The following is a 13,089-nucleotide window of genomic DNA, read 5'->3' on the forward strand; positions in this document are numbered from 1 at the left end:
GGGGTGCGAACGCACTTACCCCTGCATCCAAGCTAGTTTGGCGCGCAGGTTGAGTCAAACCGCGATCCGCGTGAACCCGTCGTACGCGCGCCGCGTATCATCTCTCAACGGATGAGGTTTGCTTATGCGTCGGTGGCTGTTTCTTCTCTTTTCTGCGGTATTGATTGTCTTTGTCGTTGCCTGCGCCGCAATCTGGTTGATCGAGTTCTATCCCCGCCACGGATCGCATCCCCCACTCCAGCTTGCCCGTGGCACCCTGGCCATTGAACACGCAAAAATCTACGTTTCGCCCACCGCTCCGCCCATCGACGACGGTACCGTGCTGGTGCGCGACGGCCTCATCGCGGCTGTAGGCAGCCAGGTCGCCGTTCCCGCCGACGCCACTATCATCCCTTGCGACCACTGCGTCGTAACCGCCGGCTTCTGGAACACCCACGTCCACTTCACCGAGCCCAAGTGGACAATGGCGCAATGGAAATCCGCCGACACCCTCAATCCGCAGCTTGCCGACATGTTCCTCAGCCGCGGCTTCACCACCGTCATCGATCTCGGTTCCAATCCAGCCGATACCTTCTCCATCCGCCGCCGCATCGAGAAAGGCGAGCTGACCGGCCCCTACATCTACACCGCCGGGACTGCGCTCTATCCGCCCCACGGCGCCCCGTTCTATCTGCGCGAATCCATGCCCCGGTGGATGGTCATGATGCTACCTCAGCCCGAGATGCCGCAGGACGCAACGCGTATCGTTCGCCGCAACCTCGCCTCGGGCGCAGACGTCACCAAGCTCTTCACCGGCTCATGGGTCGCGCGCGGACATGTGCTGCCAATGCCCTTGAACATTGCCCGTGCCGCAGTCACCGAGAGCCACCTGAACGGCAAGCTGGTCTTCGCCCACCCCTCCAACCTCGCCGGTATCCAGGTCGCAATCAATAGCGGAGTCGACGTGCTGGCCCACGCCGCCGACGACACCCAGGGTGTGGATGCAGCCCTCCTCAGCACAGCCATCGGCAAAAACATGGCCATGATTCCCACGCTCAAGATGTTCACCACCACCGTCACCACCGACCCGCATTACATGGACCCGATCTGCGCTGAGGTGCAGCAGTTTCATCAGCTCGGCGGAACCCTGCTCTTCGGAACCGACGTCGGCTACATGGCCGACTACACCACCGATGGAGAATTCGTGGAGCTCGGCAGAAGCGGCCTCGACTGGAAGACCGTGCTGGCGATGCTGACCATCAATCCCGCCACTCGCATGGGCGTCTCCGACAGCAAAGGGACACTACGCCCCGGCGAGCTCGCCGATCTCACCATCCTCGATGCCGACCCCGCTGATACGCTCACAAACTTCTCCCGTGTGCACGCCGTAGTGCGCTCCGGACGCGTGGTCTGGCAGCGATAGCGGCGCGAATCATGCCCGGATCCATGTCCTATACTGAATACTGCGCTTCCGGCGGCTCCGGCCTGCCGGGAGTCTTGTTGTTATGAGGGTTTTGTCTTTGAGCAAGAACCAAAAATCCGCCGCCTCCAACCCTCGCCGCATTCGCTCCACCACCGTCATCTGCGTGCGGCGCAATGGAGTGGTGGTGATGGCCGCCGACGGGCAGGTCACAATGGCCGACCACGTCCTCAAGCACTCCGCCAAGAAGATTCGCCGCCTCTACCAGGAAAAGATTCTAGCCGGATTCGCCGGATCGACCGCCGATGCCTTCAACCTGTTCACGCGCTTTGAGACCAAACTCGAACAGTACGCCGGCAATATCAATCGTGCCGCCGTCGAACTTGCCAAGGACTGGCGCACCGACAAGATGCTCCGCAACCTCGAAGCGTTGCTGGTCGTCGCCGACAAGGGCCAGACGTTCCTGATCTCCGGCTCCGGCGACGTGATCGATCCCGACGAGCCTATCGCCGCCATCGGTTCCGGCGGAAGCTACGCCACCGCTGCCGCGCGCGCACTGATGGAGAACACCGAACTCGACGCCCATGAGATTGCCGCCAAGGCCATGAAGATTGCCGCCGACATTTGCATCTACACCAACGACAGAATCACGTTCGAGGAGTTGAAGGGCTAGGCGCCCACTCATGGCCATTTACCTTCCCGCATCCGCCGAAGAACAGGACCTCTCGCTTGACGAACTGACTCCGCGCGAAATCGTCGCCGAGCTCGACAAGCACGTCGTCGGTCAGCGTCCGGCCAAGCGCGCCGTGGCCATCGCGCTGCGCAATCGCCAGCGCCGCCAGAAGCTTCCCCCTGACATCGCCGACGACATCATGCCCAAGAACATCATCATGATTGGGCCCACCGGCGTCGGCAAAACCGAAATCGCGCGCCGTCTCGCCAAGCTCACCAATTCGCCGTTCCTCAAGGTTGAAGCCTCGAAGTTTACCGAGGTAGGCTACGTCGGCCGCGATGTCGAATCCATGATTCGCGACCTCGTCGAAATCGCCATCGACATGGTGCGCGAAGAGCGACTCGAAGAGGTGGAAGACAAGGCCGAGATGAACGCCGAAGAGCGCCTCCTCGACATCCTTCTGCCGCCGCCACCAGCCACACCGCCGGCACAGGAAGGCCAACTCACACTCCCTGGTTCCGACAGCTACCAGCGTTCCCGCGAAAAGCTGCGCCAGCAGTTCCGCGAAGGCAAACTGGACGACCGCACCGTGGAACTCGACGTTCGCGAGCGCAATTCGCCGCAATTCGGCATCATCTCGAACCAGAACCTTGAAGACATGGAGATGAACCTCAAGGACATGCTGCCCAACATCTTTGGCGGCGGCTCGAAGAAGCGCAAAATGAAAGTCGCCGACGCCTTTGACTACCTCGTGCAAGAGGAAGAAGGGCGCCTCATCGACATGGACCAGGTCAATCGCGTTGCTGTTGAGCGTGTCGAATCCAGCGGCATCGTCTTCCTCGACGAAATCGACAAGATCGCCGGACGCGAAGGCGGCCACGGCCCCGACGTCAGTCGCGAGGGCGTCCAGCGCGACATTCTTCCCATCGTTGAAGGCACCACCGTCAACACCCGCTACGGCATGGTGCGTACCGATCACATCCTGTTCATCGCCGCCGGCGCCTTCCACGTCTCCAAGCCCAGCGACCTCATTCCAGAACTGCAGGGACGCTTCCCGATCCGTGTCGAACTCAAGTCGCTCACGGCCGAGGATTTTCTCCGCATCCTCACCGAGCCGAAGTCTTCGCTCACCAAGCAATACTCCGCTCTGCTTGAGACCGAGGGCGTTCGCCTTGAGTTCGATCCCGAAGCCTTGCGCGAAATGGCTGAATTCGCCTTCAAAGTAAACGAGCAAACTGAGAACATCGGCGCCCGCCGCCTGCACACCATCATGGAGCGCGTGCTCGAAGATGTCAGCTACCTCGCACCGGATGTAGCCCGCAATGCCGGCACCCCCGAGCAGGCCGCAGCCCTCACCAAGGATGGCGCCAACGAAGCCATCGCTCCGCTCCCTTATCACGAACGCGCCACCGCCTCCGGTCCGGAAAAGGTCTTCACCATCTCGCCAGAATACGTGCGCCAGATGGTAGCTGCGGTCGTTAAAGACAACGACCTGAGCCGCTACATCCTCTAGGGCTACTTTAAGAATTCACATCAGAACGAGGGTGCCCCATCCAAGCTCCGCCTGGGTGGGAAGGCGCGACCCAATATCACTGAAGACTGAGTGCAAAAATGAGATCAAAGGTGAGCTTTTTGCCTGTTTGAAAGGGGGTCTTCGGGTTCAACATGATTGGGGAAGTTGTTACGCGATAAGATCTCCCATTTACGAAAATAGAATTCAACTCAATTTGATGCCCATGTTGCGCATCACCACTCACGAGCCCGGCACCCGTCGCTCCCGCAGGGATGACGAGGACTCCGTTGATTTGCACGGGTTCGCTGAAAGTGACCGTGAAATCCCGCCCTTTCGTCATGTTCGCGCTCACTACCTGATCAAGCTGCACTGTAAATATCGTCGTCGCAGGGATCGTAGTCTTGCTGCTTCGGGTGGGACCATCCTTTGCAAGTGCCAATCCCTCCTGTGCCGTCGCGCAAACGAAAAGAAAGAGCATGGGGATGGCGCAAAAAGGTGTGCGTAACGTTCTCATCATGATCTCTCTTTCAGGGCTTATGCGCGTGGCACTGGGAGACGGCATCCACCGAACCGTGGTCCCTTATGAGCAAATGGGATCATGCATTTCGAACGCATTGCAAGTGACTTAGGTCTATGCTACCTCCGCTCCTGCTCGGCACGCGCGCTCAAACCAAGATCAGCGAGTTCTACCTGCACACTCCTGCATCCTCGCTTGAACCCTGCCAGGAACAGTGAGACGATGGCAATCACGAGTGACTTGGGAGAGATTGTGGATGGAGGCGTTCAGACGCACACCGGGAGTGGAACGAGACCTGTAAATGGTTCACCGCCTTCCATTGTCGACACTGCTGTCGCAGGTGCTCGTCGCCTTCACCATCGAATTCGACAATGAATTCGAGCATCGCGTTCCCCACCGCACCGCGAACTTCGGTGGATCGCGGCCCGACCCCTACCTCGTCTCAATGGTCATGTGGCTCATGGTGCTGCGTTACGTTCCGGAGCAGGGAGTTACCGCCGGCGAACTGAAGCATCAATCCGGCCTTTCCAAGAAACAGCTTCGTCAACTCCTCGAACGCCTGAGCAAATGGTGGGGATACGTAACGATCCATCCCGCCGCCAATCAACCCGAATCTGCGTGGATCGTCCGCCCCACCGCCGGCGGTCTCAGAGCCATCGCCGTCTGGCGAGACTTGACCGCTATCATCGAGCAGCGGTGGCACGAGCGCTTCGGCCACGACTCCACTCGCGATCTCATCCAAGCCCTCGAAGCAGTAGCAAACCAGCTTCATCCGGATATGCCGGACTATCTGCCAATCCTCGGTTACGAGTTAAAGAACCACATCTCCGAATATTCTTCATCACCGCTCCTCGCCGACAACCAATCCTGCTCGCTGCCGATCCTTCTGTCCAGAATCCTGCTCTCCTTGGCGATCGAGTTCGAAACCGAAGCCGACTTCTCGCTCGCCCTCTACGCCAATTTTCTGCGCATCGCCGCCGAACAGGAAGTTCGCGTCAAAGACATCCCTCGTCTTTCCGGCGTCTCAAAGGAAGCCACCGCCATGGCACTCGATCGCCTGCAAAAGCTGGGCTTGGCCGAAGTCAAAAACGAATCATCCGCAAGCCGTTTCAAGGGCGTCGCGGTCAATGCCGAAGGCCGCGACATGGCCGCTGCCTGCGCACGGCATCTACACATGATCGAGAACCGCTGGCAAGAGCGATTCGGCGCAGTGCACATCACGAGGCTGCGGGCATCGCTCGAATCCGTGATTCAAGCCGAATCCACCGAGGGCCCCACACTTCTCATGCAAGGCATCGCTCCATACCCTGACAACTGGCGCGCGATGGTGCCACCGCGCGAAATCCTGCCGCACTATCCGATGGTGCTCCACCGCGGCGGCTACCCCGACGGCAGCTGACCGCCCCTCAGATCCGGCCAATCCTCTGCAGCATGGTTTTCGTTGCGAGACACCAAACTCCTGTGCTAATTTCGTCTCGTACCTCGGCAGTCCGCGCCGTAGAAACAATCAGCGGGCTCTACCTGCACTCTCCTGCTCTGAGGGATTGTGGATGGAGGCGAATCGAGCACCTGGGAATGGTGTGCTTGCGCTCCGCGTTCGCGTCATCGTTCCTTCGACTCCACGCATCCCAACGCAGAGGAGAGACGCATGAGCCCATCCGCGCAGCACCACGCCATCAACTACATCGAGTTCACCACCACCGACATCGCCGGCACCAAGGCCTTCTACGAGAAAGCCTTCAGCTGGAATTTCCAGGATTACGGACCCGATTACATCGCCTTCGACAAGGACCATGCCGGCATCGACGGCGGATTCCGCAAAGGCGAATCTCCGCAACAGAGCCCCAGCGAGACCGCCCCGCTCATCGTCCTCTACTCCCAGGACCTCAAAGCCACACAGGACGCCATCATCGCCGTGGGCGGTTCCATCACTGTCCCCACCTTCGACTTCCCAGGAGGAAAACGCTTCCACTTTTCCGATGGCCAGGGCAACGTCCTCGCCGTCTGGTCTGAATAACTCCGGTAAAACAAATGCCCCGGCGGCCAGCCAGCCCCGGGGCAATTTCTGTTCACTGTCCACTGATCACTGTCTTAATTCAGTTCCGGCGCCGGCAACGCCTTCCGCTTTCTCAGTTCCTCGCGCACCAGCGACAACCCCAGAATGCATCGTTCGAATCCATCCGACAATCGCGCGAAGAGCGGGGCCTCCTTCTCGTACTCGAACATGTTGAATTGACTCACGATGAAGTAGCTCTCCTTGCCTGCGTGGATCAGTTCCGAAAGACTCGGATGCGGCACACGGCGTCGCGTACCCGCAACGTTGGCCTCGGGGTACATCCCGCCGACAAACAGCGCATAATCGCCGATGTACTTGCGCATGGCGCGCTCCGCATCGAACGAGGTCGCAGTGCCATTCACCGGATCAGCCGCCAGAATCATCGTCTCCAGCTCTTCAATCGGATGCCCCTCGGCATCGCGCACCTGGTAGAGCCTGTCGGTTTCTGAGAATTCGCAGAGCAGCTGCGCTACGTATCCCGTCACGTCGGGATCATGCAATCCCAACTTGCCTTCGTAGCTGTTGCGAACAACCTGCTGAAAGAACGGCTCAAGTGGATGACGCTGGCTTTGCATACAAACCTCCCATAAGGCGCTCGCGCGCAATCGGCACTGCCTGTTGTGCAATGGCCGGTCGCGGTCAACGTGCAGCCGGAGAAACCAGCCACCACCCGATTTACATAGTGTTGACACAGAGATTAGCCGAAATGTTGCTACGACTAAAGAGGGAACCCAAGTTTGTTGGCAGAGTGGAATGTCAATTGCAACCGGCCGTAACACAGATCGTTGACCCCAGGGACATTGTGCCTGTCCCTGGGGCTCGAACCACCAGACCACTATAGGACTGCTTCTTTCAAAAATTAAGGCTAATGTACAGGTGCTGGTGGATTTATCGTTCGCCACAATTCCCTGCGGGCAATGGCGAGACCAAGAATGCAATGCTCAAACGAATTGGAAAGTTGCCCGTACAATGCAGCTTCTTTCTCATACTCAAACACGTTGAACTGGCTGACGATGTAGTAGCTTTCTTTGCCCACGCGAATCAGTTCGGCCAAAGTCGGCTTCTGCGAATTGCTGTTCGGATCAGAATCGATCGCCTCGGGACACATCCCGGCAAGAAAAAGCGTGTAGTCGCCGATGTACTTCCTGATCGAGCGCTCGGCGATGAACGATCGCGCCGTGCCATGAACCGGGTCAGAAGCACGCACCATCTCTTCAAGCTTCTCGATCGGCCGCCCCTTCGAATCGTGCAACCGCAAGAGGTTGTCCGTCTCCGTGAATTCGCAAAGCATGCGAGCTACATAGCTGGTGATTTCCGGACCAAGCCCAAGCCGGCCTTCATAACTATTCCGAACTGCCTGGTGGAAGAACGGTTCGAGAGGATGAGATTGCACCTGCATGCGGGTCCCCAAGTATCGCGATGCTCGGAAACAATAGGGTTCGGATGCAACGTGCGCAGCCCGGAAACCCGCCCGGCCATCGCTGGATTTTTCTTGCTTGAAAAGAACTTTAGCGGAATTGTAGCACCGGATATGTGAGGTAAATCACTTCACCAGCGGTGAAGCATCCGTTGGTAACCATTCATAGAACTGCTCGTGTAAACGGGGTGTTGAGCACCCTCTGGGGGCGCGTGCCGTCAGATATAAACCGCAATTTGGATGTTCACAACATCACCCGCACCATCAGAGACAAACCGCGCCTTGAAAGGGCATGACTTCAGTCATGCCGTAAACGCAGCCGCATGAATGGGGGCTTTAGCCCCTGAGAGAAGTTCCGTCAACCCGTAACCGCCGCAGCCCTGCTCTAAGCAATCGGTAGCGCAACGCGAAACTCCGTCCGGCCGCGCTTCGACTCGACCTCAACTGTTCCGTCGTTATGCCGCACCAGGCGGCGGACAATATCAAGCCCAAGACCCGTCCCATGTCCCATCGGCTTGGTCGTAAAGAACGGATCGAAAACCCGCGCCAGGTCCTTCGCCGATATCCCCGGCCCATCATCGATGATGCTGACAATAACGCGATGCCCTTTAAGGCTCGCGTGCACAGCCACGCGGCCTCCGTGGCTCACTGCGTCCAACGCGTTGTCAATCAGGTTTCCCCAAATCTGGTTCAGCTCGGCAGCAAAGCCAAGCACCGGTGGCAGGTCGACCTCAAGTTCGACGGCCACCTCAACCGACTTCTCCCGCGCCTTCGACTGCAGCACTATCACCGTGTTGTCGAGGCTCGGCCCCAGGTCGACAGACTGGGCCACAATCGCCTGATCCATGTTTGTGAAGCCCTTGATCGCCATCACCAGGCCGGAAATGCGCATCGCGGCGCCCTGAATTCCAGAAGCCAGCCGTCGAGCGGCGCAGCCAACGGCAGCCCACCGCAGAACCGCATTCAAGGCGGATCCTGACACCACTGTAGCGAGCTGATCGAGTGCCTCGAAAGTCACTTCAGTGTCGGCCAGCATCGCCGCATTCGCGACGTCCAACTTGTGGCGTACAAGCCAATCGACAATTGCCTCTTCGCGATCCGACTGCTCCAGGCACGTCCGCACCGCCTGTGTCTGCGTAGCCATGCACGACGCGAGAATCGCATCGACGGCAGCCAGTTGCGCATCGCTCAGCCTTGCCGCGCCGAGCGCGCGCGTTGCCTTCTCGGTGTCTTCCAGTCGGTCCTCAAGCAGTGCGGCACTGCGTTCAATCGCCGATGCGGGATTATTCAATTCGTGGGCCAGCCCCGCCGAAAGCTTTCCCAGCGAAATCATTTTCTCGTTAAGCAGGTCGCTGGACGTAAACAGTCGCGCGCGATCGAGCATGGTTCGCACCAGGATCGACGTGATTTCAAAGCATTCGTGCGTCAGGGCGCGAAGGTGCTCCCGGTCGAGCGCCAGAATCTCCGTGGGCTCCTGCGCAACTGCATCTCCCGGCGGGTTCACCAGCCGCGAGTAAGGCAGCACCCCCGACACATCGCCCGCCCGCCATTCAATGATCTTCTGCATGCCGGAGCCCCGGTCGGCCGACAGCGAGACATGCCCCGACAGCACCACGTAGAGTCCGTCAACCTGCATGCCTTTATGTGACAGCACTTCGCCGGCTTTGAGGTGGCGAAGAAACCCGTGCGCAGCCAACCAAGCCAGCTCTTCGCGGGGCGCTGTTCCCAGCGTCTTATGTTCTGCCAACCGATCGATGAGATCGCTTGCGGTCATGCTCATGCCGTCTCTTAATGCAATTCCGATTATTCCTAATCAAGGTACCAGATACCAAGCGGAAGCAGCCGGAGCAGGTTGAAGCAATAAGGCAGGGTGCCCCAGGTCTGGATTTTTCAGACCTGGGAAAGCAACCAGGTTCGCGCCATCGCCAACAAAAAAGGCAGCCCGAAGGCTGCCCTTTTTTATCACAATTTCATTTGGCTTAGACCGTAGCCGGCGCCCTCGATTCCAACTCCGCCAGTCGCTTCGCCAGCAGTTTCTCCAGGTTCACCAGCGCTGCCGAGAACCCGTCGATGCCTTCCTTCAGCTTGTCCGTCGCCATTCGATCTTCCGCATGCATCTTCTTGAACGTAGCCTTGTCCATGACGATCCGCTCAATCTGCATCGACTTGGCCGCTGCCGGATCGAGCTTGCGCGGCAAATCGCCCTCGGTCTTTTCCAACTCTGCCAGGAGTTGCGGCGAAATCGTCAGCAAGTCGCATCCGGCCAGTTCCTTGATCTCGCCGATATTGCGGAAGCTCGCGCCCATCACCTGCGTCTTGTAGCCGAACTTCTTGTAGTATTCGTAAATCTTCGTCACCGACTGCACGCCCGGATCATCGGCGCCCTGGTAGTCCTTGCCCGTGTCCTTCTTGTACCAATCCAGAATGCGGCCCACGAACGGCGACACCAGCGTTACGCCCGCTTCGGCAGCGGCCACCGCCTGGTGAATGCCGAACAGCAGCGTCAGGTTGCAGTGGATGCCTTCCTTCTCCAGCACCTGCGCCGCCTGAATACCTTCCCACGTCGACGCGATCTTGATCAGCACATGATCGCGGCCGATATTCGCCTTGTCGTATTGCGCAATAATGCTGCGCGCCTGCGCAATCGTGGCTTCGGTGTCGAAGGAGAGGCGGGCATCAACTTCCGTCGAAACACGGCCCGGCACGATCGCCAGGATTTTCTTGCCGAACGCAATGGCCAGCCCTTGAAATGCCAGGTTGGCAACATCCTTGTCGCTCGCGCTATCGCCCAGCTCTTTCTTGGCGTCCATGATGACGCTATCGACTATCGGCTGATACTGCGGCATTTGTGCTGCCGCGGTAATCAGCGAAGGATTTGTGGTGGCATCGGTGGGGCGAAACTTCTCCATCGCTTCGATATCGCCGGTGTCGGCAACAACGGTCGTGTACCTGCGCAGTTGTTCTAGCAGATTTTGTGGCATTTTTCCTCCTGGGGAAGGGGCCCCAGCGCATTCGTGCGCCCGGCTCCAGTGTACCGCTCTTTAGGATGCCGATGCAGCCTCCCAAGTTTCGTCCCGAAAGCCTACTCTATTCCGTGCAACTCCTTGATGAATCGAGAACCTTTGCAGCCGTTTTTGCGAATTTCATGTGAACAGGTGGGTAAGATGGCTGCCAATGGCGATGGGATTGAAGAGGATGAAAAAGAGCCGGGAGGAACTGGACCAATTTCACTCAGACTGGAATCGAGGGACGAGAGTCAGATTCTTGCGCCTCAAATCTTGGACAAAACCACCGTAAGAAATTCGTAGAAAACTCGCGCCGGAGGCGCAAAAGGTCGTTAGCCCCGTGCTTCAGCATGGGGTTAACGACGATTAAATCGAATCGAGTCCCGTAGGGACGATGCCCGATCGGATTTCAAGGGCGAAGCCCTTGGCTAGTCTTTCGTCTCACGCTGCCGCAAACGTATTTGTCAAAACACCCAGCCCACCAATCGACACGTCCACGCGATCACCATCCTTCAGCGGCCCCACTCCCGCCGGCGTCCCCGTCAGCAGCAAATCCCCCGGCTCAAGCGTAATTGCCGCCGTGATATACGCAAGCAGCTCCGGAATCGAAAAGATGAAATCCAATGTCGACCCGTGTTGCTTCAATTCGCCATTGACGCGCGTCTCCACCGTAAGGCCTTTTTCCGGATCCACCTCGCTCGCCACCACCGGTCCCACCGCGCAGAACGTGTCAAACCCTTTGGCGCGCGTCCACTGCCCATCCTTCTTCTGCAAATCCCGAGCCGTCACATCATTGGCAATCGTGTATCCGCGCACATAGCTTCGCCAATCGGTACCCGCCTGCAGCCTGCTCGCCCGCTTGCCGATCACCAGCGCCAGTTCTCCTTCAAAATCCACCCGCTCCGCTTGCGGCGGCATCAGCACTGTGCCCTTGTGCGCCAGCAATGACGAGAGCGGCTTGAAAAACAGAAGCGGTTCCGTCGGGACTTCGTTTCCCAGTTCCTTGGCATGGTCGCGATAATTCCGCCCCACGCAGAGTATCTTCGACGGCGTCACCGGCGGCAGCAGATCCGCATCGTTCAGCGGCAACGGTTCAAAATCGAATCCCGCCGGATCGGTCACCAGTTCCTTGGCTGCAAAGGCGCGCGCATGCGCCAGGTGAAACGCCAGATCCTCCTCCGGCGCTGGCGCCAGATCCACGATCCATTCCTCGCCGCCACGGTCCTCCACGAACCCGTACATAAGGTGATTCTCAAATCGAAAACGGCAATACTTCATCTTGTCTCCTTGCGTTCTACTGCCGAGGCACCGTCTCCTCGGCCTCAACTGAACGCGCGCTCTCGCGGCCGTTCTTGTCCACCGCGCTCACAGCATAACGATACGAGTGCCCCGGTTGAACATCTGCGTCATGAAACGCCGGAGCGATCGACGGAGTAGCCGGAGAAACCCGTTGCCATTCCCCATCGCCCTCGCGACGATAAACAACATAGCCCGCCAGCGCCGTATCAAGCTCCGGCTGCCAGCTCAAATCGATTGCCGGTCCTCCGCCATTTTCTCCCGCCGTCGCCACCGCCGCCAGTCCCGCGGGCACATCCGGCGGAAACACATCTTTCGCATCAACATCGAATGGCGCGGAAATCTCCCCCGCCAGTTCCAGAGTCTTTCCCTCCACATCCACGCGGCTCACGCGTTGTGCCCGATATTCATAGCTCTCGCCCATACGAATCGTCGTGTCCATCGCGCGTCCCTGCGCCGCGCCTTCCTCCACCAGCAGCGTCGCGTTGATCGCCTCCGGCGCTGGCGCCAGTGCATCATGCTGCGTTTTGGTCGCTGGAGGAGTCAGCAATTTCCTCTGCAGCCTCACCGCCGCTGTTTCGCCATCCGCGGTCCAGGTCAGCACCAGGCCCTGCTTGTGCATCTCCGCCTTCAATCCTTCAACAGAACGCGGAGCCTCGCCCGCCAGCACCCTTGCCCCATTCGACAAACCCGCAGACCGGCCCTTCTTATTGCGCAACTCCACAAAATAGCTGACCGGCCGCGCCGAACCGCTCGTGAGCGATCCCGGCAGAGCATCCGTAAAACTCCCCGGCTTACCCGCGGCGACACTCAAGTCCGTCCCCACCTGGTTGCACGCTCCGCTTCCTTCACGCCTGCAGATACGCACGGCCGCGTCGGCTTTCAATGCAGTTTTATCGGTGTTGCGCTTCGGCATCGTCCACGTCAAGGCAACGTGGTCGCCCGTGCGTATCGCCGACAGGTCTTCCACGGGAGCCGCCAGGTTGAGCGATGGAGGCTGCGGCGCACCTGGCGTTCCACACCCCGAAAGCAATGCGCACAACATTAACGCCAGCACAGCCCAGGACTTGCGCTCAAACAAAATCATCGCTTTCAGTTTAACGGAGCAACATAGGGTGGCACTCGGAGGTACAAAGGCATGCCGCCATCAGATTCCGAATTACTTCGCGGCGGCGGAATTCACCCATTAACTCCCTGCTAAGATCACTGGAAT

General features: G+C 58.8%; 11 protein-coding genes. 5 read left to right on the forward strand and 6 right to left on the reverse strand.

Going from position 1 to position 13,089, the window contains the following annotated elements; genetic code table 11:
• Positions 1–124 precede the first annotated feature (124 nt).
• The 5 genes from VK574_RS14065 to VK574_RS14085 all read left to right on the forward strand — a co-directional run bounded on the left by VK574_RS14065 (position 125) and on the right by VK574_RS14085 (position 6,119).
• Positions 125–1,402: an amidohydrolase family protein gene (locus tag VK574_RS14065; RefSeq protein ID WP_472800477.1), complete on the forward strand. Its 1,278-nt coding sequence runs from the start codon at positions 125–127 to the stop codon at positions 1,400–1,402.
• A gap of 97 nt (positions 1,403–1,499) precedes the next feature.
• Positions 1,500–2,072, forward strand: coding sequence for an ATP-dependent protease subunit HslV (gene hslV, locus VK574_RS14070; protein WP_472800478.1), 573 nt, complete (start codon positions 1,500–1,502; stop codon positions 2,070–2,072).
• A 10-nt stretch (positions 2,073–2,082) separates the two neighbouring features.
• The gene (gene hslU / locus VK574_RS14075) at positions 2,083–3,585 is read left to right on the forward strand and encodes an ATP-dependent protease ATPase subunit HslU (RefSeq protein WP_472800479.1); all 1,503 of its coding nucleotides are present in this window, start codon (positions 2,083–2,085) and stop codon (positions 3,583–3,585) included.
• 818 nt (positions 3,586–4,403) lie between these two features.
• Complete coding sequence (locus tag VK574_RS14080) at positions 4,404–5,501, forward strand: hypothetical protein (RefSeq protein ID WP_472800480.1); 1,098 nt, start codon at positions 4,404–4,406, stop codon at positions 5,499–5,501.
• Positions 5,502–5,750: 249 nt separating this feature from the next.
• Positions 5,751–6,119 (forward strand): VOC family protein, encoded by a 369-nt coding sequence (locus VK574_RS14085; RefSeq protein ID WP_472800481.1) that lies wholly within the window; start codon positions 5,751–5,753, stop codon positions 6,117–6,119.
• Positions 6,120–6,193: 74 nt separating this feature from the next.
• Here VK574_RS14085 and VK574_RS14090 read toward each other — a convergent pair whose 3' ends face one another.
• The 6 genes from VK574_RS14090 to VK574_RS14115 form a co-directional block, all read right to left on the reverse strand.
• Positions 6,194–6,733, reverse strand: coding sequence for a hypothetical protein (locus VK574_RS14090; protein WP_472800482.1), 540 nt, complete (start codon positions 6,731–6,733; stop codon positions 6,194–6,196).
• A gap of 290 nt (positions 6,734–7,023) precedes the next feature.
• Entirely contained in the window at positions 7,024–7,557 is a 534-nt protein-coding gene (locus VK574_RS14095; RefSeq protein ID WP_472800483.1) for a hypothetical protein, read from the reverse strand.
• 403 nt (positions 7,558–7,960) lie between these two features.
• On the reverse strand, positions 7,961–9,355 hold the full coding sequence (locus tag VK574_RS14100; protein ID WP_472800484.1) for a sensor histidine kinase: 1,395 nt from the start codon (positions 9,353–9,355) through the stop codon (positions 7,961–7,963).
• Between the two features lie 199 nt (positions 9,356–9,554).
• Entirely contained in the window at positions 9,555–10,556 is a 1,002-nt protein-coding gene (locus VK574_RS14105) for a transaldolase (protein ID WP_472800485.1), read from the reverse strand.
• A gap of 465 nt (positions 10,557–11,021) precedes the next feature.
• Positions 11,022–11,858: a fumarylacetoacetate hydrolase family protein gene (locus VK574_RS14110; protein WP_472800486.1), complete on the reverse strand. Its 837-nt coding sequence runs from the start codon at positions 11,856–11,858 to the stop codon at positions 11,022–11,024.
• A 16-nt stretch (positions 11,859–11,874) separates the two neighbouring features.
• Positions 11,875–12,963, reverse strand: a complete 1,089-nt coding sequence (locus VK574_RS14115; RefSeq protein ID WP_472800487.1) for a fibronectin type III domain-containing protein — start codon at positions 12,961–12,963, stop codon at positions 11,875–11,877.
• Positions 12,964–13,089 lie beyond the last annotated feature (126 nt).

The sequence above is a fragment of the Occallatibacter sp. genome, from assembly GCF_035317045.1.
GTDB lineage: Bacteria > Acidobacteriota > Terriglobia > Terriglobales > Acidobacteriaceae > Telmatobacter.